Annotated in this window: 24 protein-coding genes; 14 read left to right on the top strand and 10 right to left on the bottom strand. The window is 69.7% G+C overall.

The genetic code is table 11. The annotated features are described in order from the left end of the window. Nucleotides 1-39: 39 nt before the first annotated feature. Genes AWZ10_RS54075 through AWZ10_RS30715 form a run of 4 tightly spaced genes read right to left on the bottom strand, consistent with a single transcriptional unit; the run spans nt 40 to nt 3,654 of the window. Entirely contained in the window at nt 40-465 is a 426-nt protein-coding gene (locus tag AWZ10_RS54075; RefSeq protein WP_060892592.1) for a hypothetical protein, read from the bottom strand. A gap of 4 nt (nt 466-469) precedes the next feature. After that, nucleotides 470-1,735 (bottom strand): sugar ABC transporter permease, encoded by a 1,266-nt coding sequence (locus AWZ10_RS30725; protein ID WP_060892591.1) that lies wholly within the window; start codon nt 1,733-1,735, stop codon nt 470-472. Then, nucleotides 1,726-2,502 carry an ATP-binding cassette domain-containing protein gene (locus AWZ10_RS30720; RefSeq protein WP_244172601.1) on the bottom strand — a complete coding sequence of 259 codons (777 nt, stop codon included), beginning with the start codon at nt 2,500-2,502 and terminating at the stop codon, nt 1,726-1,728. The genes AWZ10_RS30725 and AWZ10_RS30720 overlap by 10 nt, the downstream gene beginning before the upstream one ends. Before the next feature lie 33 nt (nt 2,503-2,535). Continuing rightward, nucleotides 2,536-3,654, bottom strand: a complete 1,119-nt coding sequence (locus AWZ10_RS30715) for a sugar ABC transporter substrate-binding protein (protein ID WP_046709137.1) — start codon at nt 3,652-3,654, stop codon at nt 2,536-2,538. Nucleotides 3,655-3,851: 197 nt separating this feature from the next. On the opposite strand from AWZ10_RS30715, the gene AWZ10_RS52530 reads away from it, so the two are divergent. Beyond that, complete coding sequence (locus AWZ10_RS52530) at nt 3,852-4,175, top strand: hypothetical protein (protein ID WP_060892590.1); 324 nt, start codon at nt 3,852-3,854, stop codon at nt 4,173-4,175. Here the strand turns inward: AWZ10_RS52530 and AWZ10_RS55840 are convergent. Next, nucleotides 4,093-4,485, bottom strand: coding sequence for a hypothetical protein (locus tag AWZ10_RS55840; protein WP_425264512.1), 393 nt, complete (start codon nt 4,483-4,485; stop codon nt 4,093-4,095). The genes AWZ10_RS52530 and AWZ10_RS55840 overlap by 83 nt on opposite strands. 840 nt (nt 4,486-5,325) lie before the next feature. Between AWZ10_RS55840 and AWZ10_RS30705 the strand changes: the two genes are divergently transcribed. After that, on the top strand, nt 5,326-6,042 hold the full coding sequence (locus AWZ10_RS30705) for a polysaccharide deacetylase family protein (RefSeq protein WP_046705839.1): 717 nt from the start codon (nt 5,326-5,328) through the stop codon (nt 6,040-6,042). Between the two features lie 3 nt (nt 6,043-6,045). Here AWZ10_RS30705 and AWZ10_RS30700 read toward each other — a convergent pair whose 3' ends face one another. From AWZ10_RS30700 to AWZ10_RS30685, 4 genes are all read right to left on the bottom strand, one after another. Continuing rightward, nucleotides 6,046-6,399, bottom strand: coding sequence for a MerR family transcriptional regulator (locus AWZ10_RS30700; protein WP_046705840.1), 354 nt, complete (start codon nt 6,397-6,399; stop codon nt 6,046-6,048). An 817-nt stretch (nt 6,400-7,216) separates the two neighbouring features. Further along, nucleotides 7,217-7,420, bottom strand: coding sequence for a cold-shock protein (locus AWZ10_RS30695; protein ID WP_030600152.1), 204 nt, complete (start codon nt 7,418-7,420; stop codon nt 7,217-7,219). A 257-nt stretch (nt 7,421-7,677) separates the two neighbouring features. Further along, nucleotides 7,678-8,145: a DUF5990 family protein gene (locus AWZ10_RS30690; RefSeq protein ID WP_244172600.1), complete on the bottom strand. Its 468-nt coding sequence runs from the start codon at nt 8,143-8,145 to the stop codon at nt 7,678-7,680. A gap of 109 nt (nt 8,146-8,254) precedes the next feature. Beyond that, nucleotides 8,255-9,106: a hypothetical protein gene (locus tag AWZ10_RS30685; protein ID WP_234360663.1), complete on the bottom strand. Its 852-nt coding sequence runs from the start codon at nt 9,104-9,106 to the stop codon at nt 8,255-8,257. 1,297 nt (nt 9,107-10,403) lie between these two features. On the opposite strand from AWZ10_RS30685, the gene chvE reads away from it, so the two are divergent. The 5 genes from chvE to AWZ10_RS30660 all read left to right on the top strand — a co-directional run bounded on the left by chvE (nt 10,404) and on the right by AWZ10_RS30660 (nt 15,853). Continuing rightward, on the top strand, nt 10,404-11,492 hold the full coding sequence (gene chvE / locus AWZ10_RS30680; RefSeq protein ID WP_046710111.1) for a multiple monosaccharide ABC transporter substrate-binding protein: 1,089 nt from the start codon (nt 10,404-10,406) through the stop codon (nt 11,490-11,492). Between the two features lie 186 nt (nt 11,493-11,678). Continuing rightward, nucleotides 11,679-11,891 (top strand): DUF4287 domain-containing protein, encoded by a 213-nt coding sequence (locus AWZ10_RS30675; RefSeq protein WP_046710113.1) that lies wholly within the window; start codon nt 11,679-11,681, stop codon nt 11,889-11,891. A 132-nt stretch (nt 11,892-12,023) separates the two neighbouring features. Continuing rightward, nucleotides 12,024-12,998, top strand: coding sequence for a CPBP family intramembrane glutamic endopeptidase (locus AWZ10_RS30670; protein WP_079104497.1), 975 nt, complete (start codon nt 12,024-12,026; stop codon nt 12,996-12,998). 327 nt (nt 12,999-13,325) lie between these two features. After that, the gene (locus AWZ10_RS30665; protein WP_060892588.1) at nt 13,326-14,975 is read left to right on the top strand and encodes a serine/threonine-protein kinase; all 1,650 of its coding nucleotides are present in this window, start codon (nt 13,326-13,328) and stop codon (nt 14,973-14,975) included. After that, complete coding sequence (locus tag AWZ10_RS30660) at nt 14,972-15,853, top strand: hypothetical protein (RefSeq protein WP_060892587.1); 882 nt, start codon at nt 14,972-14,974, stop codon at nt 15,851-15,853. Before AWZ10_RS30665 ends, AWZ10_RS30660 begins: the two co-directional genes overlap by 4 nt. A 1,249-nt stretch (nt 15,854-17,102) precedes the next feature. Here the strand turns inward: AWZ10_RS30660 and AWZ10_RS30655 are convergent. Then, complete coding sequence (locus AWZ10_RS30655; RefSeq protein WP_046705319.1) at nt 17,103-19,748, bottom strand: RICIN domain-containing protein; 2,646 nt, start codon at nt 19,746-19,748, stop codon at nt 17,103-17,105. 595 nt (nt 19,749-20,343) lie between these two features. Between AWZ10_RS30655 and AWZ10_RS55225 the strand changes: the two genes are divergently transcribed. The 7 genes from AWZ10_RS55225 to AWZ10_RS30625 form a co-directional block, all read left to right on the top strand. Beyond that, nucleotides 20,344-20,703, top strand: coding sequence for a hypothetical protein (locus AWZ10_RS55225; RefSeq protein WP_060892586.1), 360 nt, complete (start codon nt 20,344-20,346; stop codon nt 20,701-20,703). Further along, nucleotides 20,700-21,353, top strand: a complete 654-nt coding sequence (locus AWZ10_RS30645) for a YeeE/YedE family protein (RefSeq protein WP_060892585.1) — start codon at nt 20,700-20,702, stop codon at nt 21,351-21,353. Before AWZ10_RS55225 ends, AWZ10_RS30645 begins: the two co-directional genes overlap by 4 nt. Next, entirely contained in the window at nt 21,353-21,769 is a 417-nt protein-coding gene (locus tag AWZ10_RS30640; protein WP_060892584.1) for a YeeE/YedE thiosulfate transporter family protein, read from the top strand. Before AWZ10_RS30645 ends, AWZ10_RS30640 begins: the two co-directional genes overlap by 1 nt. A 340-nt stretch (nt 21,770-22,109) precedes the next feature. After that, nucleotides 22,110-22,292, top strand: coding sequence for a hypothetical protein (locus AWZ10_RS53035; protein ID WP_208618579.1), 183 nt, complete (start codon nt 22,110-22,112; stop codon nt 22,290-22,292). A gap of 203 nt (nt 22,293-22,495) precedes the next feature. Then, nucleotides 22,496-22,768, top strand: coding sequence for a hypothetical protein (locus AWZ10_RS30635; protein ID WP_060892598.1), 273 nt, complete (start codon nt 22,496-22,498; stop codon nt 22,766-22,768). 221 nt (nt 22,769-22,989) lie between these two features. After that, the gene (locus AWZ10_RS30630; protein ID WP_060892583.1) at nt 22,990-23,568 is read left to right on the top strand and encodes an IS607 family transposase; all 579 of its coding nucleotides are present in this window, start codon (nt 22,990-22,992) and stop codon (nt 23,566-23,568) included. Beyond that, nucleotides 23,561-24,860 (top strand): IS200/IS605 family element transposase accessory protein TnpB (locus AWZ10_RS30625; RefSeq protein ID WP_060892582.1); only part of this gene is annotated, 1,300 nt, incomplete at its 3' end. The genes AWZ10_RS30630 and AWZ10_RS30625, both read left to right, overlap by 8 nt.

Below are 24,860 nucleotides of genomic sequence, written 5' to 3'. Positions count from 1 at the left end.
GGACGGAGGAGTCGTCCCGGATCACGGCGCCCTGCTGGATCAGCGTGGCCTCGAAGCCGTGCCCGTGGTGGGCGCAGAAACAGCAGGGTTGCGGGGTTCCGCCGGTAATGCTGCTGGATCGAACGCCAAGCAATGATCTTGACCCCTCGCCGGAGGCGGAGGGTGGCCGGTCGCCTGCGACGCCATGGGCGCGGTGGTCTGTTCGTCGTGCTCGCGCAGCATGCGCATGACGGTCGCGGGTGAGGGGTGCTGGCCCTTCTTCGTGCCGGTGGTGATGACATGCCGGGCGGCAATGTCGCGCAGGCTCATCCCCTGCTCCCGCAGGTGGAGGGCCATGGAGAGCATGTGGTCGTCGGTGACGCCCGCGCCGTCGATGGTCTTGCCGCGCTTACGGGCGGACTCGTGGCCTTCGAGGGTGCGGTCGCGGAGGTACTCGCGTTCGGGCCGACGCGTTCGTGGACGCACGCCGTCAGGTCCGTCCGCGGGACTCCGCCGCGCGGTGGGCCAGTGAGTCGAAGACCACCGCGACGAGCAGCACCCCACCGGTGATCATGAACTGGACCGCGGGCTGGACCCCCAGCAACGCCATGCCGGAGGCGATCGACTGGATGATGAGCACGCCCAGCAGCGCGGACCAGGTCGAGCCGCGGCCACCGAACAGGCTGGTGCCCCCGATGACGGCGGCGGCGATCGCGTTGATCAGCAGCATCCCGGAGCCCGGGACCTGGGTCGCCGAGGTGAGCCGCGACGCGACGAACAGACCGCCGACCGCGGCCAGGGTCCCCGACACCACGAACACCGCGACCCGTACGCGCGCCACGTCGACGCCGGACCGCCGGGCCGCCTCGACACCGCTGCCCAGCGCGAGGACCTGCCGGCCGTACACCGTGCGGCGCAGGAAGAGGTCGGAGGCGACGATGACGCAGAGGAAGATCAGCAGTGCCAGCGGCAGCCCCTCGAACCGGTCCAGTACGTAGACCGTGGCGAAGGCGACCATCGCGAGCAGGGCCGTACGCACCCAGAGGCCGCCCCTCGCCCGGTACGGCATCCCGGCGGCGGCGCGGCGGCCCCGGTCGCGGAGGCAGACAAGGAGATACGCGGCCGGGCCGAGCGCCGCCAGGCCGTAGGTGACGGCGGGGGAGCCGAAGGAGCGGCTGGTCAGCTCGGCGACCAGCCCGTCGTCGCTGAAGCTGATGGAGCTCTCCGGTCCCAGCAGATAGAGCATCAGGCCGTTCCAGGCCAGCAGACCGGCGAGGGTGACGACGAACGCGGGCACGCCGATCCGGGTGAAGATGAAACCGTGGACGGCTCCGGCCGCCGCGCCGCAGGAAACCGCGACGAGCACGGCGAGCCCCTCCGGCATGCCGTGGTTCACGTTCAGCGCCGCGAACATGGCGCCGGAGAGGCCGGCCAGCGAGCCCACCGACAGATCGATCTCGCCGATCAGCAGCACGAAGACGACGCCGACGGCGACCATGCCGGTCCCCACGATCTCCACGCTGAGGACGGACAGGTTGCGCGGCGAGAGGAAGTTCTCGTTGAGGCTCTGGAAGACGATCCAGGTCACGGCGAGAGCGAGGAGGGCCGGCGCCGGGCCCAGCTCACCCTCGTGCACTCTGCGGCGCGCGGCGTGGGCGTACGCGCGGGCACGCTCGCCGTACCACCGCTGTCCGTGCGCCTGCGGGCTCCCCGTCTCCTCGACCTTCTCTCGCCTCCCCCTCCATCTCACGGCCACGTCTCCTCCGGGTCGGTGGGGCGCTGGTTGGCGGTGTTGTCCACCGCGCCGGTGATGGAGGAGATGATCTGCTCCTGCGAGGTGGTGCTCACGTTGAAGAAGCCGTTGTTGCGGCCGAGGCGCAGGACGGCGATCCGGTCGGCGACGGCCTTGATGTCCCCCATGTTGTGGCTGATGAGGAGGACCCCGGTGCCCCGGTCGCGCAGTTCCTCGATGAGGTCGAGGAGCTGGTTGGTCTGTTCCAGGCCCAGGGAGGCGGTGGGCTCGTCGAGCAGGAGGAGCCTGGGCGCGCTGACGAACGAGCGGGTGATCGCGACGACCTGGCGCTGTCCGCCGGACAGGGTGGCGACCGGTACGCGCACGTCGGGGATGCGGATGGAGAGGGTGCGCAGCAGCTCGCGGGTCCGGCGCTCCATCTCCACCTCGTCGAGGACGCCGAACCGGTGGATCTCCCGGCCGAGAAAGAGGTTGCCGACGACGTCGAGGTTTCCGCACATCGCGAGGTCCTGGTAGACGGCCGCGATCCCGAGGAGCTGCGCGTCCTGGGGCCGCCGGATCTGGACCGCGGCGCCCTCCCACTCGATGACGCCCCTGTCGGCGGGACCGACCCCTGAGATCACCTTGACCAGGGTGGACTTCCCGGCGGCGTTGTCGCCCACCAGGGCGACCACCTCCCCGGCCCTGATCTCCAGTTCGACGTCCACCAGCGCCTGGACGGCGGCGAAGCGTTTGGACACACCGCGCAACGCCAGCAGAGGCTGAACCACGGGGCCACCTCCCGGATGAGGCTCATGGGGCGATCATGGGGTGAGTCCGGCCTTGTCGCAGGCGGGCCGGAGTTTCGGGGTGCATATCTGGTCGATGGTGTACATACCGTCCTTGACCAGAGTCTCCTCGATGTTGCCGGCCGTCACCGAGACCGACGGGAGCAGGACCGCCGGGATGTCCTTGTCGGTGGGGCTGTCGAGGGTGCCGGTGGCGATGGTGTCGATGCTCTCGTCGCGCCCCAGGGCGACCGCCATCTCGACGGCGGCGTCGGCCGCGGGCTTGAACGGCTTGTAGATGGTCATGTACTGGCTGCCCTGGACGATGCGCTGCACGGCCGCGAGGTCGGCGTCCTGTCCGGTGATCGGGGGCAGCGGCCGCACCGCGCTGGCGTTGAGGGCGGAGACCACGGCGCCGGCGAGGCTGTCGTTGGCTGCCAGGACACCGTCGATGTTGTCCGCGCCCAGGGCGGAGATGGCGCCGCTCATGTTGACGTAGGCGTTCTCCGGCCGCCATCCGACGGTGTCGTACGACTTGCCGATCCTCACCTTGTCCTCCAGGACGGAGAGCGCGCCGCGCTTGTACCAGTCGGCGTTGGGGTCGGTCGTGGCGCCGTTCATCATGACGATCTGGCCGCCGTCCGCCTTGTCGCCCATGGCCTTGAGGAGCGCCTCGCCCTGCAGCCTGCCGACGGTCTCCCCGTCGAAGGTGACGTAACCGGAGATGGGCCCCTGGGCGAGCCGGTCATAGGCGACGACCGGGATACCGGCCCGGTCCGCGGACTCGACCGACGAGCGCAGCGCCTTGGCGTCGACGGCGGCGACGATCAGCACGTCCACACCCTGGGTGATCATGGCGTCGAGCTGCTGCCGCTGGACCGCGGGCTCGGCCGTGGCGGCGACGGTCGCCGCCGGGCAGTCCGGGCACAGCTCCTTCAGCTTCTTCTCTATCAGGGGCCGGTCGAACTGTCCGAAGCGTGAGGCTCCGCCACCCGGGAGCAGCACGCCGACGGTGAGGCTGTCACCCCCGCCCCCGCTGCCTCCGCTGTCGCCACATGCCCCGGTCAGGACCAGGCCGACGGCGACCACGGCCGCCGCACTCGCCCGGCTGAGGGACCTTCGCTTCACGGCCGAAAGGCCGACACCGAGACCCATTTTCGGTTCCTTAGGGTTCTTTGAGAAAATTGCCCGATCTTACTCCACTTTGTGTGACTCTCGTCCAGCGTAGTCAAGCGGCCGGAGCGGTCCAGTGCGAGTCGGTGGGGAGGGTGGGCGGGACCTGAGGGTGGGCGGTGCCCGGTGCCCGGTGCCCGGTGCTCGGTTGCCCGAGGTCGTGGGGGCATTGGGGTGACGTGAAGAAGATCATGACGCCGGCCCTGCTGCCCGCGGTCGCCCTCGCCTCTTCTTGTGTCGTGGAGACGATGGGAGGCACGTTTCAGGCTCAGCTTCTCGCCACCGTCCAGGACTTCTCCAGGCCGGCCGTGACACCGTATTGGGGAGCGGACGGCGCTCGTCCGGACGGCGTACGGGAAGCGCCGCGGGACACCATGTGCCGGGGCGGAGTCGGAGCACTGCTCGCCGGCCTCGGGCCCGCTATCCGGTGGAAGGCGTCCGTGCCGGAGATCGAGGGGATGGGCTCGGGCGAGCTGGGGCCGGACGGACGGGCCTCGTGCTGACGCCCTCGTTGTTGCTGCGGCGCGCTGCCCAAGCAGAGCCGACTCCCGTGTGACGGGCGGCAGTTGTTGCGTCCGAAACGTGGCTTCCTGACGGTCTCGGCATGATGCCCATGGTGTCGCGGGGCAGAAGGACGGCGGTATCGGCCGTTCGGCAGACCCGGGCCCCCTCCATGGCGACGGAACCCATGCCCGAGCCGTCAAGCCGGACTCCCAGAGCCAGCGGCGATGCCCACGCGGTTTGGGTCTTGACCGTGCCCGCCGTGATGAACAGCTCCGCACCGATCTCGGAGTTGGTCGGCCCTTCCGCCACGAGCCGGGCCACTTCCTCCTCTCGTAACGTGAGCGGTTCACTGACAGACGACGAAGACGACAATCAGCCGTTCCGGGGCGGCGAGTACGGGTAGGCGGCGATGTGGGTCGCCTACCCAGGCTGCCTTCTCCCCGTCCGGGGGATCAGTGCAAGTCGCCGCGCGCCCGATCCTGTTCTCCGTGCAGGGCCTGAGCCGGGCGCCGCGGCCTATGCGGACCGGGTGGTCTTCCTCGCCGACGGCCACGTCGTCGATGACCTCCGGCAGCCGGACACGGGCGTACTCCTGGAGCGCACGAAGCGGTTCGAAGGTCCGAGGCGCCCTCAGCCGCGCGGCCGCTGAGGGCGCGCGTACTGTTCTCGCGCTCGCAGTCCTCGGCCGGCGCGTCCTCGGCCCGAGTCGCACCGGTAACCGGGCCCGTACGGCCCGTACTCCGAGGTGTCCGCCGGACCCGTGGGGGAGCCGGCCGCCGGGCACAAGGTGGTCGTCGACGGGCGGTACGTCATCCCGGGCCGGGACCGGGCGCCCGATACACCGAACTCCGGTGCCCCGAGTGCTGCTTCCCGACCGGCTACGGCGTCCGCGGCGGCGACGTCGCGCAGGAGGCCACTGCAAGGGCCGGTGCGCGGACCATGAGTGCGCCGCCGCCTGCGCGGACCACGAGTGCGCCCCGGGGATCGCCTGCACGGCCCGCGTGGGCTCGTCCTGCCCGCCCGACGCGCCGTACTGCCGAAGGCTGACCCGATCCGGCTCCGCCTGGCGTACATCCCAGCCCACGTCGAGTGCGTCTTACAGACAAGTCCGCTGCTCGTACGGGAAGTTCACCGCCACCGGAGGATTCGATGCAACGACGCCTCGTCATCTCGGCCATCACCGCAGCGCTTTGCGCCACCACGCTGGCCGGCACTGCCACGTCCGCTTCCGCCGCCCCTCAGGCCGTCGACTGCCGCAAGGTGAAGTGTGTCGCCCTCACCTTCGACGACGGGCCGGTCAAGGACACCCAGAGGCTGCTGGGAATCCTGAACGACCGTGACGTCAGAGCGACCTTCTATGCCGTCGGCACGAACGTCCAGAAGAACCCGTCGACGGTGCGCGCCGCGGCGCTCGCCGACCATCAGATAGGCAACCACAGCTGGGACCACGCCGATCTGACCAAGCTCAGCGCCACGAAGATCAAGTCACAGTTCTCCCGCACGGACACGGTGATCAAGCAGGCGACCGGCAAGAAGCCCACCACCGTCCGCGCCCCTTACGGCGCCCACAACGCGGCTGTTCGCTCGGCCGCCGGGCGTCCGCTGGTGCACTGGAGCGTCGACACCCTCGACTGGAAGTACCGCGACTCCGCGCGGCTCGTCAAGTACGTCAACGCGGAGACCAGGCCGGGCGACATCGTCCTCATGCACGACATCCACAAGACGACGGTCGACGCGGTGCCGGGCATCATCAAGGCTCTCAAGGCCCGAGGCTTCCACTTCGTGACCGTCGACCAGCTCTTCGCTCCGGCCAAGCTGCCCGCCGGAAAGGTCACCTACCACAACCGCGCCGCCTACCGGCCGTGACCTTCAGCCGGAACCGGCCACTGAGCTGTCGGACGCCTCGTGCCCGGCACGGCGGCGGTACTCGGCGTTGATGCGCTGAGCTTCCTCGAGCTGGTCCTCGAGGATGACGATGCGGCAGGCGGCATCGATCGGGGTGCCCCTGTCGACGAGCTCGCGGGCGCGCGCGGCGATCCGCAGCTGGTAGCGGGAGTACCGGCGGTGTCCGCCCTCCGAGCGCAGCGGAGTGATCAGACGAGCCTCACCGATGGCTCGGAGGAAGGCCGGGGTGGCGCCGAGCATCTCGGCGGCCCGCCCCATCGTGTAGGCGGGGTAGTCGTCGTCGTCCAGACGATTACTGAGGGGGATTTCTGCTGTCATGTCACCTCGTTGTACAACGCGTCGAGGGGCCCTGGCGCCGTACGGCACCAAGGCCCCGAAGGAAATTCAACACCATCTGTCGGCTCTTGTGCTCTGCCGACCTTCTGTTTCCGCTACCAGCCCTGCAGAAGGGGGGTGCGGGGATCGCGGCTGCGTGACCGGGGACCACCTTCCAATCCGGGGTCTTGCGGTACCCGGGCCGAGTGCCCCTCGGGCCGGGCGATCCTGATGGCGTCTGCTCCTCCGTCCTGTTCATGTACTGCAACCCCGCCAGTTCGTGTCTGCCGGGTCGCCAAACCTTCTCAACGAGCCAAAGACTAACCGCCGTGTCGCCCAATGTCTACTCTGCCAAAAGCAGATTTCAGTCTTCTGGGGGCGCAGATAGCCTGTGACCAGGGGCAACGGGTGAGGTGAGGCCGTCACGGACGGCGGTCCGGTCGCCCGGCCGGACCGACCGGGCGACCGACTCCCGACCGGGCTGGTGCGGCCGGGCCCGGATGTCGGACTTCACCGGGCGTGGGCGCGGGCGTATGTCGCGGGGCGCGGGCATGCGGCGCGGGCATGCGGGCGCGTAGGCGCGTAGGCGCGCGGCAAAGGAATTTCCGCCGCGAAAATGAACGGCGCAGAGAATCGAGAGAACGACCCGGAGAATGACGGCCGCCGACTCCGCTTGGCATGATTGACGGAATTGACAGGGGACATGTCACCGCTCGGTGGCGTGGTGGGGCCGTCCCGTCACGCGTCCTGCAATGCAAAAAACTGGGGCCCGCACCTCAAGGTGCGGGCCCCAGCTGTCAAGTATGCGTTGCGGCGAGCGTCAGGCGGGAACGATGTTCTCGGCCGTCGGGCCCTTCTGGCCCTGCGCGATGTCGAAGGACACCTTCTGGCCTTCCTGCAGCTCGCGGAAGCCCTGGGTGGCGATGTTCGAGTAGTGGGCGAAGACGTCGGGGCCGCCGCCGTCCTGCTCGATGAAGCCGAAGCCCTTTTCCGCGTTGAACCACTTCACGGTGCCAGTAGCCATGTCAATTCTCCTTCGGAGACGAGGTGCGAAATTCGCCGTGTGCGGATTCCGCGTCGCCGTGCTGATTAACCCGTCGGAAAATGAACCTTCTGGCAACCACACCTGCAACTGGTAACGACATTAGCACGGCGGGATCGGCCCTGAGTGATCAATATTTCCGCTCCGGTCGGCGGTCGAGGAATACTCGTCGCGCACCCCACCTATTTCTCACTTCACGGATACAGATATTGATCCGCGCAGACGCCCGTGTTCCTGGGCTACCCGACGCGCTCTGCGGTCCAGGTGATGTGCGGGGGCTCGACGCGTGCGCACAGGGGCCCGCCCTGCGCGTCGGTCAGGCCGAGGCGTCCGACCAGCAGCCCGTCGCGTGCGGCGGCGGCGAGTACGTCGGCGGGGACGGCGTCGAGCATGAGCTTGGCGCGGCGGAACATCGTGAAGGTGCCCGACTCGTCGACCGTGCCCCACGACAGGTAGACGAACCGCCGGCCCAGACGGTCCTGCACGTAGGGGCCCCTGACCTCGATGCCGGTCGGCGAGGTGCTCGTGGTGCACTCCAGGGTCCAGGTCGCGGACGGCGCGTCGCCGGGCTGTGGTTCGAGGAGTTCGGCCGGGCGGTCGCGGCGTTGTACGGCGACGTGGAGGTTGCCGTACGCGGGGACTCGGCCGTCGGCGGAGGCGGGACGGGTGAGGCCGGGCAGGTCGACGGCGTCGATGCGGATGCGCATGACGACCATCATCCCGCCCTCACCATCCCCGCCACCCCTGCCACCCCCGCCACCCCCGCGACCCCTGGCCTCCGCATGGCGACCGGGCCGCCGCTCAGGCCGCTCTGGCTCAGTGGTCGTCGCGGATGGTGGTCGCGATGCCGTTGCTGATCACGACCTCGGCGCTGAAGCCCTTCCTGGCGGCCGCCTCCAGCTCGGCCTCGGTGCACTCGGTGCCGCCCTGGCCGCCCTCGTCGGTGTTCGTGTCGCCGCAGATGTCGCCGTAGCCCCAGATCTCGGTGTCCTCGGCGACGAGGAACTGCTGCTCGACGCCCTTCATGTCGGAGACCGTGTACTTCCCCGGCGCCAGGTAGGAGACGTTGCCGAACCAGGTTCCGTTGACACCCTTGCCCTTGTCGACGCCCTCGATGACGGTCTCGCGGGAGTCGGAGTCGGAACCACTGCCCGTGCCGGAACCACTGCCGGAGCCGGAGCCGGAGTCACTGTCGGAGCCGCTGCCGGACCCGGAGCCGCTGTCCTGCTGAGCGGCACGCCGCTCGGTCACCAGGGTCGCGACACCGTTCTTCAGCTCCACGTCGGCGCTCACGGCGGCCTTCTTGACGGCCGACTCCAGCTGATCCAGCGTGCACGGCGCGTCCACCTTGGACCCCGCCTCGCCGCATATCGTGCCGACGCCGTAGACCTCGGTGTCGTCGGCGACCCAGAACTGCTGGTCGTTCTTGCCCGGCACGGACACGATGTACTTGCCCGGTGCGAGATAGGTGACCTTCCCGTTCTTGAACGAGCCGCTGACGCCCTTCGAGTTCTTGGAGTTTGACGCCTTCTCCGCGACCGCCGCCGCATCCGTGCCGCCCTTGCCGGACGCACTGCCGTCGGCGCCGTTCTGGCACGCCGTCATCAGCAGTCCGGCGGTGATCGCGGCGGTGACGACGACGGCCTTGCGCAGGTGGCGGTTGATCACGGGAGGTTCCTTCCGGGGCGGGGGCAGCAGGGTCCGGCGACGCTCCCGCCGGTTCCCGCTCTGTGCCGACTATGAGGAGCCCCGGAACCCGCGGGTCACGCCCGTCTTCCCTTCAGGACACCGCTGTGGCACCGCCGTGACACGGCAACACGTCGGCTGTGGACGGCGGTTCGTCGACGCGCCGCCTTGCGTCACCCGGGCATGCGCGCCACCGCGCTGCGGGGCGACCGGACATACGGCACACCGGGCCCGCCCGCAGCGCGCCCACTACCGCTGGTTCACGGACCCGGCCGAGCGCCTGTACCGCCCCCGGAGGGCCGCGAGCACCACGCCCGCATCCGGGGCGGCACGTCTGCGGGGCACGTCTGCGGGGCGCGCCTGCCTCCGGCGGCGCCCCCCCGGAGCCGCCCGCGTTGTCGCCCGTGTGGTCACCGAACTCCCTTACCGTGGACCCGAGTTCGTCGGCGTCCGGGAGCGGCAGGAGTGTGCCCCGCGCCACGACGAGAGCAAGTCGGTCCGCCCCCGAACTCGGGTGCATCCACGTCGAGGGCCAGGTCATCTTCACCGGGACCGGGCCCAGTTCCTCGTCGTCCCGACCATCCGACCCGACACGGACGCCACAGCGAGCCGCAACTGCTCTCCGTCGTAGGCCGCCAGCGGCCCGCGACCCTGAAGGCAGGGCTCCCGAAGGCCGACATCTCGAACGGAACCTGACAACAGCGGCTCGGGGAAAGGGATTTCTGGCAGCTTTCTGGAAGCGTTTGTGTGCGTTCCGTTGACACCTTGCACATCCGCTCCTATCGTCTCGCCAGTCTCGCCAACCTTCCGACCATGTGACGAGATTTCGAACGACGGGAAAGGCGAGTGCCCTGCGTAGCAACGGAGTCAGCACACACGTGGCCGGAACGCCGTGGCGCAGCCTGACCCATGCCCAGGTGCACACCGGCAGCGGGATCACGGCAGCCGACGGGGCCCGGGACGCCCAGGCGTTGGGGCACCGGCTCGAGCGACGTGCCGGGCGACCTGATTCGCGATGATCCCAGCGAGGTCCGTCGGCCGCTCGGCACCGCTGAGGCGGGTGCACCGGGCCCGCCGACGACCTCGGCGAACCCTGTGCGGACCCATGACGCCGCCGTGCGGACCCATGACGCCGCCGTGCGGAGCCGCGACGCCGCTGTGCGGACCCGCGAGGTCGCAGGACGGATTCACGGGGTCGCCGGGCGGACCTCCGCGGCTCGCACCGCTCCACCTGACTTTCGGTCCGTCTCGACGACGACAAGAACAGGGAACGATCACCATGCCCAACCGTAGAGCCGCCCTTGCCGCCCTCGCCGGAGGGGTCTCCCTCGCCCTCACGGTGTCCGCCTGTGGCGGCCAGAGCAGCGAGAGCACCCCCGAACGCGGCACCATCGGCATCGCCATGCCGACCCGGGCCTCCGAGCGCTGGCTCACCGACGGCAAGAGCGTTGTCGAGGACCTCCAGGCCAAGGGGTACAAGACCGAGCTGCTCTACGGCGAGGACAACCCGCGGACCCAGGTCTCGCAGATCGAGAAACTGATCAAGCAGGACGTCGACGCACTGATCGTCGCGGCCATCGACAACAAGTCGCTGAACGGCGCGCTCGAACAGGCCGCCGCCGCGGACATTCCCGTGATCTCCTACGACCGTCTCATCCTCGGCACCAAGAACGTCGACTACTACGTCTCCTTCGACAACGAGCAGGTCGGCCGGCTCCAGGCCCGCCACATCATCGAGAAGCTCGGCCTGGAGGACGGCAAGGGCCCGTTCAACATCGAACTGTTCGCCGGCTCTCCCGACGACAACAACACCAAGTTCTTCTTCGACGGCGCGATGCACCTGCTGCAGCCGTACCTGGACAACAAGCAGTTGGTCGTCCCGTCCGGCCAGACCGAGCTCGACCGGATCACCACCCTGCGCTGGGACGGGCCCACCGCGCAGAAGCGCATGACCGGGGTCCTCGCCGAGTCGTACGGGAGCAAGCGGGTCGACGCGGTCCTGTCGCCGTACGACGGCATCTCCATCGGCGTCCTGACCGCGCTGAAGGCGGTCGGTTACGGGACCGCGGGCAAGCCCCTCCCGGTCATCACCGGCCAGGACGCCGAACTGGCCTCGGTGAAGTCGATCATCGCGGGTGAGCAGTCGCAGACCGTCTTCAAGGACCTCCGCCAACTCGCCGAGGTCGCCGCGAACATGGCCGACGACATCCTCAACGGCGAGACACCGGAGCTGAACAACAGACGGGCGTACAAGAACGGCGTCAAGGCCGTGCCCGCCTACCTGCTGCAGCCGATCAGCGTCGACAAGAGCAACTACGAGTACATCCTGGCCGCGAGCGACCTCTACACCGACGACGAGCTCAAGTAGCCGTACGACCGCGCAGGACCCGCCTCGTCTGTCGAGCAGGCGCTGCGGGCTCCGCTGCCGAGTGACCCGGATCACTTCTGGAGGCCGATGACATCCGCGGCCCGCGCCGGTCATGACCGACAACACACGCCGACGTGCGTCGTCCGGCTGACCATTCGGCCGGCCGAGGGAAAGGACGCGACCGACATGACCGAACCTGTGAAGGGCCCCGCCGGCTACTTCCCTTCGATCGAGAAGAAGTACGGCCGTCCGATAGCGGAGTGGAAGGACCTGATCCGGGCCTCGCCACTCACCAAGCACATGGAACTCGTCTCCTGGCTGAAGAGCGAACACGGCCTCGGTCACGGCCACGCCAACGCGCTCGTGGCGCACACGCTCGCCGAGCACACCGGCGGGTGAACCGGCCACGGCCGCTGCCGGGACGGTGTTTCGCGGGATCGTGTCTGCCGGGACGGTGTCTGCCCCGCGTCGGAGACATTGATCGTCCCCACGGCTGACGTCACGGCCGTCCATCGCCGGGATGCTCGTCACATGACGACGCACACCACCGACGGGCCGCACCAGTTTCCGGGCCTACCCCGGTACCCGGCCGCCACACCGCCTGCGGAGCCGCTCCCGTACCACCGGCTGGCCCTGGCGACCGGCGATCACCGGTGGTGGCGGCCGCTGCTGGGTACCGGTGTGGTGCTGGTCGGAGCGGTCCTCGTCACGGTGGCGGTGCTCGTCGGCAGCGAGATCGCCGGTGCGGTCCTCGACCGTCCCCGCGACGCCGACGGCAACCTCCTCTGGGGCGGCATCGGCGACACCGCCCTGGCGCTGCTGTCCCTCGCCCTCACCATTCCGGTGGTGGCGCTGGCCGCGCGATGGGTGCAGCGCCGCCCGCTGGGGACCGTCTCGTCGGTGGCGGGCGCGCTGCGGTGGCGCTGGCTGGGGCTGTGCCTCGTGGTGGCCCTGCCCGTGGCCGCGGCCACCCTGGGCATCTCCATGCTCCTGCCCGAACCCGGGGGCAGCTCGCCGGAACCGACGTGGGCCGGCCTGTCGCCGTTCCTGCTCGGCCTCGCGGCCGTATGCCTGCTCGTGCCGTTCCAGGCCGCGGCCGAGGAGTACGTGTTCCGCGGCTGGCTGTCGCAGGCCGTCGGAGCCTGGTGCCGCTCACCGTGGATCGTGGTCACACCGCAGGCGGTGCTCTTCGCCGCGGCGCACGGCTGGGGGACCCCGTGGGGATTCGCCGACCTGGTGGTGTTCGGCCTCATCACAGGCCTGCTGACCATCCGCACGGGCGGTCTCGAAGCGGCTATCGCGCTGCACGTCCTCAACAACCTCCTCCCCATGGGCATGCTGTCGGCGATCACGGGCGGCCTCGAAACCGACGAGACGGCCGCCGACATGAACTGGATGCTGCTGGCCGTCGACGTCCCCCTGGTCTCCCTCTACGCGGCAGCCGTCCTGTGGCTGAGCCACCGCCGCGGCCTCCGCACATCGACCGCTCCTCCGCGCAGCGCCTAGGGAGCGGGCGTACGGGCCACGACCCGGCCCCCTGCCGTGATGCGTCGTACACCCCGGTATGCGGCGCCACCTCCCGCCATGCCCATCACTTCCGTCGTGCCCATCACTCGCGTCGTGAGACCGAACCCAGGGGACCCGAAGTGCTGGACGATGGCGAGATTCGATCTCCTTCGCGCTGAGCGCGGCGGCGATGGCGCGGCTGTGCGCACTCCACCCACTGTCTGCCCGCACTGCAACCGCGGTGGCTGAAAAGTGTGTCTCTGGGTGCGTGGTCCGAAGCTGCGGGGCGAATGAGGTTCCGGCAGCACTGCAGCCTTGGGGGCTGGAATGAACGCATGGGCGGTGCCCGGATACACCGAGGCGTCGGAGCTCGGATCAGGGGCGAGCGGGCGGGTCGTCCTTGCCGTGCACCAGGAGACCGGCGTCCCGGTCGCGATGAAGTACCTCAGCGAATCACTGCGTACCCGGCCCGGCTTCGTACGCGACTTCAGGGCGGAGGCGCGCCTGCTGGGCGGCCTGGAGAGCCCGTACGTCGCCGGGCTGTACGAGTACGTCGAGAGCCCGGACGGCGCCGCCATCGTGATGGAGCTGGTGGACGGTGTCTCGTTGCGGGCCCTGTTGACCGGCCGGGGCCCGCTCGATCCCGAGGCCGCCCTCGTGGTCCTGAAGGGCTCGTTGCTCGGTCTGGCCGACGCGCACCGTATCGGCGTCGTCCACCGCGACTACAAACCGGCGAACGTCCTGGTCATGCCGGACGGGGCGTCCAAGCTCGTCGACTTCGGGATCGCGGCGGACGTCGGCACCAGCGCCGGAGCGGCGGGAACCCCTTCCTACATGGCCCCGGAGCAGTGGACCGGCGCGCCGGCCTCTCCGGCCGCCGACGTGTACGCGGCCACGGCCACGTTCTTCGAGTGCCTCACGGGCCACAAGCCGTACCCGGGCGACAACCTCGCCGAACTCGCGCTGCAGCACGCCGATGCGCCCGTCCCCGCCGAGGAGGTCCCCGAGGCGGTGCGGGACCTGGTGCGGCGCGGTCTGGCCAAGGACCCGCACGAACGGCCCACGCACGCCGAGGCGTTCGTCAGGGACCTGGAGACGGCCGCCGGCGCCGCCTACGGGCCCGACTGGGAGGAACGCGGCCGCGGTCGGCTCGCCGCGCTGGTGGCCCTGCTGCCCCTGCTGCTGCCTTCCGCCCGCGGTGGCCCACGGACCACCACGGACACCGCACGCACGGTACTGACCCGGGACCCGGGTCACGGCTGGGCGCGGTCGTGGCGGCCCGGCCGGCCGGGGATGCTGGTCTCCGGTGCGGCCGTGCTGCTGGGCGCGTTCCTGACCTACGGCATCCAGCACACCCCCGGGGTGGCTCCACAGCAGGCGGCGCAGGCCCTGGCCACCACCAGCGCCCAGCCCGGTGGGGAGTCGGGAGGGCCCACCGCTCCGACCGCGACGACCGACTCGTCCCCGCCGCCTCCGACGCCCACCGTGTCGCCCAGCCCGTCGGCCTCGGCCACGGGGACCGCCGGCACCGGGGAGCCCTCGGCGTCCCCCACCACGGCTTCGGCCCCGGAGACGACGACGCCCGGTGAGACGACCCCCGAAGCGACGCCGACGACCGCTTCCCCCAGCTCTCCGGCCGCTCCGGCCGCTCCCGCCGTCAAGGACGTCACGGTGTCGGGCTTCCGGCAGACGGGTCCGACGACCGCCACGACGACGATCGACATCATCACGGACGGCACCGGGCCGCTCTCCCTCACGGTCTCGTGGTCCACGGGCGACACCGGCGGACAACTCGGCACCCCGGACGGTGCGGTCCAGACGCTGGAACGCAGCGGCGCCACCCAGTACACGCTCACCGTCGACCACACCTTCCAGAGCAACGGCTGCTACTGGTCGGTGCGGGCCACGACGAGTCCGGCCTCCGCCGACGGCGGCGCCTCGCAGCAGCTCCTGACCAGACGGTGTGACATCCGATGACCGCGCAGAACGACCGCACTCGCGCGTCCGCCGAGGACCAGGAGGCCACCTGGGTGCTTGACCACGAGGAGCACGGTGAGCCCACCTCGGTGCTCGCCCCCGTGGAGGACGGTGAGCCCACTCGGGTGCTTGACGACGCGGAGGACGGTGAGCCCACCCAGGTGCTCGCCCCCACCGACGAACACGCCCGGAACGACGAACACGTCCCGAGCGACGAACACGTCCCGAGCGACGGACTCGCCCCGAGCGACGAACCCCGCTCCACCGACGCCGAGTACAGCGCCACCGTGCTGGCCAGCCACTGGATCCAGAGACCCGAGCCGGACGCCACCCTCCTCGGGCCGTTCTCCGCGGAGATCCCGCCGACGCCGCCGGATCGCGCCGAAGGCACGATGCTGCGTTTCGGCCCGGGAGTGACAGCCGCCCTCGCGCACCGAACCCACAGGACGCTGCCCGCGGTGCCGCCGCCCCTGGTGCCCCCACGCCGCCGACGTCTGCGCCGGCATGCTCTGCCCGCGCTGGTACTGATCTCCGTCCTGGCCCTCCTCGCCTGGCAGCGGCTCGGCCCCTCCGTCGCGGTGCACACGGCGGCGGTCACGGCCAGGCCGACGGTTCTGGGATGCGGTGACACAGCGGAGATAGTCGGTCTCATCGCCACGAACGGCCGACCGGGCACGCTCTCGTACCGCTGGATCCGAAGCGACGGCACCGCCTCCGGCACGCTGCGCGAAGTGGTGGTCAAGGGCCAGAGACAGGCACGTCTGCACCTGCTGTGGACCTTCCAGGGCAAAGGCCGTTACGCGGCACGGGTCGAACTGCGCATCCTTTCCCCCGCAAACCGCACGGTCACCACCGACCTCACGTACCAGTGCCCCTGACCGATCCTTGCCGACAGGCGGGGTGGTCCGGGCCGGTAGGCGGGGCACCTCGGATGCTGGAGCGCGCGACGCTGACCGCCGTCGACCCGTTCGATCGAGGGCGTCCCGCGGAGCTGTCCGCCGGACGCGGGGTTTCACTCCGGGGCGCGCATGGAGGGGCCCCGGTGCCGTACGGCTCCGGGGCCCCGAAGGAACTGCTACACCATCTGCCGGCCCTGGTACTACGCCGGCCCTAGGTTTCCGCACACCCGACCGAAACGCTGTCGGGGATGCTGGGATCGCGGTTGCTCGACCGGAGACCACCTCACTATCGATGTCCTGCGGTACCCGGACTCAGCACTTCCGCCCGGGCGATCCTGATGGCGCTCGGCTCCTCCGTTCTTCCCTCGGTGATCAACTGCTTCTTCAAGCGGGGAACTGCAACTGCGGTTACTGCTCTACTGCGTACTGCTGGTGATGCGTACTGCTCGGTGGCCTGTGACAGCGCCACTCTTCGGCAGCCAGCCCCGTCGCCCGTCCTGCATCTGCTCTGGCTTGGAACCCCACTGCCGAACCTCCCGGTGCGCGCGCCCGCAGCCGACGCCTTCACCGAGGTACTGCCCACTGACTTCACTGCTGGGTACTGCGCACTGCACCTACGGGTACTGCCACCGCGTCGACCGCGGCCCTACTCGCGGCGGCCCCTGATCACTGCGGGCCACCCGGTCCGGTCGTCAGCCCCGTCGCCGTCCTGCGACAACCATGGCTTCGGAACTCCACCACCGCACCGTCCTGCGAACTGCAACTACGTACCGCTGCCCGGCAGTTCGTGTCTGCCAGGCCCTTCTGTCTCTCTGGGCTACGAGAGAAACCATAACCACAGCACCACCCAATGTCTACTCTGACCGACATAGATTTTCGCGCGTTCGACAGTGAAGTAATCGACTTCGAACAGTGAGGGAGGGTGGGCGGGGCGTCACCGCCGGGCAACCCTCAAAGAAGGTGGCGCTGATCTGCCGGCCCTCCGACGGTGAGCGGCAAGAGGGGTCGCCGACTGCCGAGCCGTTCGTGGCTTCGTCTCGACGGGCGTCAGCGCCGAGGCGGTGTTCGCGGATCTCCCGGTTCGCGGGCGAAGGAGTCGCGCGGGGCGTTTTGGGGTGTCACGGAATCCGAACCCCGGGCCGCCCTGACGGATGCGGGACGGAGCGAGGTCCCGTAGCCATGGCGGGGCCGCAGACCGTTGTGCCCGCGGCCCCGCTCGGCGTTGGGATCAGGACGGGTTGCCGTACTGGAGGCCGCGTCCGTTGGTGCCGACGTACACGCGCCCGAAGGTGTCGGGGTCGCCGGTGATGACGCCGACGCCGCCGATGCTGCCCCACTGGTGGGCGTCGTCGTTGACGCGGAGCCAGGTGGCGCCCTTGTCGGTGGAGCGGAAGACTCCGGTGACGTCCTTGACGGTACCGATCAGGTACAGGGCCTGGTAGGAGGCGCCGGGTGCGGCCTTGCCGAAGCCGAGGGCGGAGGCGGACTTCACCGTGGTGAGTGTGGTGAAGGTGCGGCCGCCGTCGGTGGAGTGCAGCAGCCCCTTGCCGCCGCCGGAGATCCACAGGTCTCCGGTGATGCCGGGGACGGCCGTGAGCTCGCCGTCGGGCAGGTTGGTGGCGCGGGCGGAGAAGGTCGCGCCGCCGTCGGTGCTGGCGTAGAGCTTGCCGCCGTGCAGTGAGTAGAAGGTCTCGGCCGAGGAGCGGTCGGCGACGACCACGGCGCCGGTGCCCAGGCCGCCGACCTTCGACCAGCTCGCCCCCTTGTCGGTCGAGCGGTACGGGGCCTGACCGGACTGCGTCCAGACGATGGCGGAGCCGTCCGCGGCGAGCGCGACCTGGCCGCTGTCGGCGTCGCCCACCGGCTCCGACTTGAAGCCGTTCCAGCTGCTGCCGCCGTCGGTGGAGTAGGCGCCGTCCTGCGCGCCGCCACGGCCGACGCGGACCATCGCCGAGGGGTTGGACTGGGCGAAGTCGATGTCGGTGCTGGTGATCATCATCGGGTTGTCCAGCCGCCCGGCGGGCACCTTCGTCAAGGAGTCGTGGCGGAAACCGCCCAGGTCACCCATGGCGGAGATGACGGTGGCGCCGCCCGGCGGGGCGATCGCGTCGAACAGGGCGGTCTCCTCCAGCCCTTGGGACCCCACGGTCCAGTGGCTGGTGCCGCCGTTGTCGGTGGCGCCCGCGTCCTTGCTGCGCCAGATGCCGCTGCCGGTGCCGTACAGCACGTGCCCGGAGTTGAAGGGGTCGATGGCGAGGGCGGTCATCCAGTGCCCGATGCCGGTACCGACGTAGGGCGCGCCGGAGGCGTCCCGCTCCGACTTCGCGGCCTGTGCCTTCCAGGTCGTGCCACCGTCGGTGGTCCGGTACAACTCGTCCTGGGGCCACCAGCGGTGGAGGGTGGCGACCATCACCGTGGACGGCTTCTGCGGGTCGACGGCCAGACCGGAGAACCCGTAGTTGCCCTGGGACGGGGAGACGTCCTTCCACGCCCCGCCGCCCGGCGTGTACTTCCACACCGAACCCGCCGTCGCGTCGCCGATGGAGTTGGCGTACGCCAGGTACAGCGAGCCGTCGCCGGAGACCACTCCGTGCTGCGGCATCTCGCCGGTGGGCTGCCCGGAGACGGCCTGCCAGGTGCTGCCGCCGTCGGTGGAGCGGTACAGGGAGGTGGACTTGTCGGCGACGCCGACGTAGACCGTCTTGCTGCCGGCCGAGCCGTACGTCACGAAGGCGATGCCCGCGCCGCTGCTCGCCCCGTCCTTGACGGGGAACGAGGAGACCTGACTCCATGTCACGCCGTGGTCGGTGCTGCGCCACAGGCCGTTCTTGCGGGTGCCCAGGAGCAGGGTGCCGTTGTCCGCCGGGTTGATCGCCAGCCGCTCGCCGGCCCCGCGGCCGTGTTCGTTGGCGCCCAGCTTGAACGGCAGCGCGGTGCGCTTGAAGGTGCGGCCCCGGTCCGTGGAGCGCAGCAACTCGGCGTTGCCCGCCCAGCCGTTGGTGTAGGTGCCCGCCGCGGCGTAGAACCGGTCGGGGTCGACGGGGTCCGTGGCCAGCGAATCGATGCCCAGCAGGTTCCAGTCCTTCTCGTCGACCCAGTCGGTCAGCGGGATCCACTGCTCGGCCGCGGTGTCCCAGCGGTAGGCGCCGCCCATGTCGGTGCGCGCGTACAACAGGCCCTTCTCGCGCGGGTTGAAGACCAGCCCGGTGACGTAACCGCCGCCCACCACCTGGGCGTTGTTCCACACATACGGTCCGGCCGCGGCCGTGGTCTGCTCCTTGCCGGATCCGGCCGCCTTGGGCTCGGCCGTTCTCACCAGCTTCCACTGCTGGTTGGTGCTGCCCTTGGCGTGATACTGGATGACCGCCGCGCCGTTGGCCGTGGAACCTCCGGAGACGTCCAGGACCCGGCCGCTCCTGCGGGAGGTGAAGGTGACGGCGTCGGAACCGCTCACATCGTCGATCCGCCACTCCTGGGAGGTGGAGGAGCTGTCGGTCTGCTGCTCGGCTGTGGCCTTGTCGGCGGTCGAATCGCCCGCTATCCCCAGCACCTTGCCGCTGTTGCGGTTCACCAGCTCGTAGTAGCCGCCGCCGGCGGGCTTCAGCTTCCACTGCTGGTTGGCGGTGTTCTGGTCGGTCCACTGCTGAATACGGGTGCCGTCGGCGGTGGAGAAGCTGTTGACGTCCAGCACCTTGCCGCTCTGCACGGAAACCAGCCGGTAGTAGGCATCGCCGTCGACCGTCGCGGCCTGCGAGTCCTCCTGCGCGAACAGGAGATACGGCACGACGAGGGCGGGCGCGCCGAGCAGTAGACCGGTCGCGGTCCAGCGACGGCGGTGACGCCCGCGGCGCCCGCCGGTCGTGGGGTTGTTCATCGGGAGGTGTTCTCCTTGCATGCCGTTCACCAGACGAAGGCGGATCCACGCCTCGGAATGGCCGGATCCGACTCCTTGTGGTCACAGGCTTCGCAAAGGTTGCCTTGATCCGAAAACTTCTTACGGCCACCTCGTGGTGCGGGAGGCGTTGAGCAGCGCCCGGATGACGCTGGTGCCCAGGGAGCCGACGGACTCGACCCGGAAGGACACCGAGCCGGCGACAGCGTAGCTATACGTCCGATGATTCGAGAGCGGCATGACGGTTGAGAGGCTCCCAGGCCGCTGACGACCGGTCAGTGGCCTGGGACGGGTGCGGCTGCGAGCCGTGCGGTGTCCTCGGTGCGTTGCTCGGCTTGGCGAGCGTGCGGCGCACCCTCGGGCACAGCCGCGTGTGCGTGCACTGCCCGTCACGCTCGGAATCCTCGCCCGAACCGCCGAACGCGAGTCTCCTCAGTAATGCCGGGCGTCCGTTGCCCGTGCCGGTTCACCAGTGCTTGACTTCGCAGGCTCGGTGACTGTGCGACAGGCACGAACAGCTAGTGCCGACGACAACTACCCCCCGCGTATGGGCAGTTCACGTCGGAAAGGAGAACGCGTGAGCTGCTTGCACGCGACCAGTTGTCCCCTCTTCCCCTACCTCAGGTCGAGTCTGCAGGGCTGGCGGGACTACTACTGCGACAGCGAACACGAGTGGCGCGGCTGTGCGCGCTACCGGACGTCGCTCGCCGGCGAGGGCGTGCCGATCACCCTGCTGCCCAACGGAAAAACGGCGAGCTACATCGACTTCACGGGTACCGACGAGGCCCCCTCCGATCCGTCCACCCCCACCACCCCCACCACCCACACCACCTCCGTTCAACAGTCATCCGACGCCGGCGGCCGGCCCGGCTCACGGGAGTCTGGCCCCGAGGGTGGCTGGAGCCGGTTCGTCAGGTGGATGAGAGGCTCCGCATGAGTACCTACTGGCCCTGGTGGGCGGGGGCCCTCGGGCTTGCCGCGCTGACCGTCGGCTACACCCTCGCCACTGACCGGTCCTTCGGCGTCTCGGGCGCCTGGGACCGCGTGCTGCACTGGCGCCGCGAACGCGAACTGGAGCGGACGGAGGAGGAGTTCGCGGACGAACGCGCTCTCACCGCCGCGCTCGTCAAGGCCAGCGCCGACCATTTCGCCACCCTCCCGGCCGAGCAAGCCCTACGGCATGAGTCGCATGGGGAACCGTCGTCGGGCCCGCCCGTCGAACCGTCGGCGGCCTCGACGACAGCGGTCACGCGTCAGCGCCCGGCCCCGTTGGCCACCCAGGCCGCCCTGCTGATATCGATTTTCCTCGGCGGGCTGATCGCTTCCCTCGTCTCCGGGCGGTTCCACCTCCGCCTCGACATGGGACCGGGGTTCCGGAACCTGGTCACGGCCGACCCGGTCGCCATGGTCGTCCTGCTGTTCACGGGAGGCGTGCTGGTCGGCTTCGGTACCCGACTGGCCGGTGGTTGCAGCTCCGGCCACGGGCTCAACGGCTGTGGTCGGCGCGACCCGGTCAGCATCGTGGCGACGGCGACGTTCTTCGGGACCGCCGTCGCCGTGTCGTTCCTGCTGTGGAAGGTGATCTGATGCGTACCAGGGGCGGAGTCCTGCTGGCCAACATCATCACCGGCTTGGTGCTCGGCTTCACGGTCACCAGCATCGGCTTCGGTGACTACACGGAACTGAACCGCATGTTCACCTTCCAGGACCTGCGGATGCTCCTGTCGTTCGCCGGAGCAGTCGTGATCATCGTGTGCGTGTTCGCGCTGCTGCGCGTCCGTCGCACCCCGGGGCGCATACACGCCGGAGTGATCCCCGGCGCGGTACTGTTCGGCACCGGCTGGGCGATCTCCGGTGGCTGCCCGGCGATCCCGATCATCCAGGTGGCCGGCGGTTACCTGCCCGCACTGGTCACGATCGTCGGCATCGTCGTCGGCATCCGGCTCTGCCGCTGGGCCAGGGGCCGGTACCTTCGCATCGACAGCGGCTCGTGCGAACTGTGAGACGCGGCCGGAGCCGAGCCGTCCGGAGCCGAGCCGAGCCGACTGAGCCGAGCCGTCCGGACCGGACCGGACCGGACGCGACCGAACTGGGCAGCTACGGCCGGGCCGGCACACCGACACGGCCGCACCGCGGTGGACCGTGACATGGCGTGGCGGCACCCCCCTCCGGCCGCAAGGGGATCCGGAGGGCAACTGGTTCGTCCTCTCGGAACACGGCTTCGGCTGCCCGCGCCCGCCATCGGACTCCACCGCGTCCTGAACTCCGACCAGACGCTCCGCAGGGCCGCGCGACCACGCGTCGGTCGCGGAGGTGGACCGAGGCGGTGGCGCACTATGGTTCGTGGGGCTGCAAGGTGTCTTGTGGGAGAAGTACCGGCGTAAGGGGAACGGTTGTGGCGGGGCGACGTTGCTAGGCAGCGGCAGCGGCAGCGGCAGCGGCAGCGGCAGCGGCAGCGGCAGCGGCAGCGGCATGGCGACGCTTTCCACCAAGCAGACCGGATCGAAATTCTGGAGCGCCTCTTGATGCGGCCCCGGCCCGCGTGGCTCGTCGGCTGCGTCCTGGCGCAGGCACTCCTGCTGACGTCCTGCACGTCTGACAACAACTCCGCATCCGATCCCACTGCCTCACCGACCGCTACCCGTCGCAGCACCGAGCCGGAGTCCGAGAAGAAACTCACGGCTGAGGTCCGGTCGGCCCTTGACGCCGTCACGGACCAGGGTGGCTCGATGGTCGAGTCCGGCGTCGAGCGGGTCTCCGACGGAGCCCACACGCAGCCTGGCTTGGCCGAAGACGTCACGTACGAGGTGGCTGTCGTATGCGCCGGCAAGGGGGACGCGGAGATCGTCTTCACCCCGGCCGCCGCGGGTTCTCGGAAGCTGGTTGCCTGCGACGGGACCGTGGTCCTCCAACGCTTCGCGGCCAAGGAGTCTCTCCGATTGGATGTTCAGGGAAAGCCCGGCGCGACAGGCATGATCGCCTGGCGTATCAACGAGGTCTGACCGGGCTCTGGTCCGCCGTCCAGCGATGGCCGGGTCCGTCGAGTGAAGCCTCCGCCGATCTTGAGAACGTCGTCGCGGCGACGCGGCCGTGGGTTCACATCCCACACCCACCACACATGAACGGACCCTGACCAGGTCATGTGGTCAGGGGTCAGAAACTGCTCTCGCGTAAGTGTCGATGAGTGTGCTTTAGGTGTCACGAGTGTCATACGATCTTGCGCATGAACCTGACGGAATGGGCACGCGCGCAGGGGATTGCCCCGCGTACCGCGTATCGCTGGTTCCGTGAGGGCACATTGCCGGTACCTGCGGAACGCGTGGGACCGCGCACGATCCTGGTGAACATCGACGCGAACACCTCACCCTCCGTGACCGGTGGTGTAGGTCTGTATGCCCGTGTCTCCTCGCACGATCAGAAGCCGGACCTGGAGCGGCAGACCGCTCGCCTGTTGGCATGGGCGGCGAAGGCCGGGCAGAAGGTCGTGCGGATCGAATCCGAGATCGCCTCGGGCATGAACGGCTGCCGCGCGAAGGCGAGGCGGCTGCTGGCCGACCCGGCGGTGACCACGGTCGTGGTCGAGCACAAAGACCGCCTCGGCCGGATGAACGTGGAGCTGATCGAGGCCGCCCTGTCCGCGACTGGTCGCCGACTCGTCGTCCTCGATGACGGCGAAGTCGAAGACGACCTGGTCCGAGACATGGTGGAGGTGCTGACGTCGTTCTGCGCCCGTCTGTACGGCCGTCGGTCGGCGAAGAACCGGGCGAGGAAGGCTCTCGAAGCGGCGGCTGCCGATGAGTGAGCCGAAGAAGAAGCAGCTCCGCACCATCGACGCGCCGTTCGTCGCGCTCGGGCCGTCCGGGGTGGCGATACGCGACCGCCTCAAGCACCTCACCGACGTGGACGACAAGGTGTTGCGGCTGGTCGGTGAACACCTCGGACGCCTCGCCTCGCTGGACCTCAAGAACCGCTGCGCTGACGGCCTGGACCACAACAGCGACACGTGGGCCGCCCGGAAGCAGGGCCTGACGGCCGACTCCTCGTCCCGGTGGGCCGGTTCGATCACGAAGGCCACTCACGATCAGTGGGCGCTGTCCCGCCGCTGTCAGCTCGCCCACATCCAAGGGCTTGAGGCCGGTGTGCGGACGCTGATGCACCGCCTCTCCCAGCCGATCGGGGAGAAGGGCACCAAGCAGGCACCCGGCGGATACCGCAGTCGGGGCGAGTGGTTCCAGAAATCCCGCCGTCTGACGACCCTGGAACACCGCCTGGACGTGGCCCGCGCTGAGCGTGAGGCCGGTGTCGTGCACGTCGCGCGCGGCGGCCGGCGCCTGATCAACAACCGTCACAGCCTCGAATCCGCCCAGCTCACCGCCGAGCAGTGGCGTGAGCGGTGGGAAGCCGAACGGTGGTTCCTCGCCGCCGACGGCGAGTCCGGCAAACGCTTCGGCAACGAGACCATCCGCGTCACGCCGGATGGCGAGGTCAGCATCAAACTGCCCGCCCCCCTCGCCCACTTGGCCAACAGCAAGCACGGCCGGTACGTCCTCGCCACCCGCGTGCAGTTCCAGCACCGGGGAGCCGAGTGGCGCGACCGGATCGAAGACAACCGGGCCGTGGCCTACCGTATCCACCTGGACGTGGAGCGGGGCCGCTGGTACCTGACAGCGTCGTGGACACGGCCCGTTGTCCAGACGATCCCGCTTCAGACGGCGCGGTCCGAGGGCATGGTCGGCGTGGACACCAACGCCGACCACTTCGCCGCCTACCGGCTCGACCGGCACGGCAACCCGGTCGGCGACCCCAAACGGTTCTTCTACGACCTGTCCGGCAGCGCAGACCACCGTGACGCCCAGGTCCGGCACGCCATCAGCCGGTTGCTGCACTGGGCCGACCGGTGCGGCGCCAAAGCCATCGGCCTGGAGAACCTGGACTTCGCCGCCGAGAAGACCCGCGAGAAGCACGGCAGACGTAAGCGCTTCCGGCAGCTCATCTCCGGCATCCCCACCGGCAAGCTCAAGGCCCGGCTCGTGTCCATGGCGTCCGAACACGGCCTGTCGATCGTTGCCGTGGACCCGGCGTACACGTCGATGT

This window comes from Streptomyces europaeiscabiei (assembly GCF_001550375.1).
In the GTDB taxonomy this organism is placed as follows: domain Bacteria; phylum Actinomycetota; class Actinomycetes; order Streptomycetales; family Streptomycetaceae; genus Streptomyces; species Streptomyces europaeiscabiei.
The sequence above is the reverse complement of the archived record's forward strand: the minus strand, read 5'-3'. Positions and strand labels throughout refer to the sequence as shown.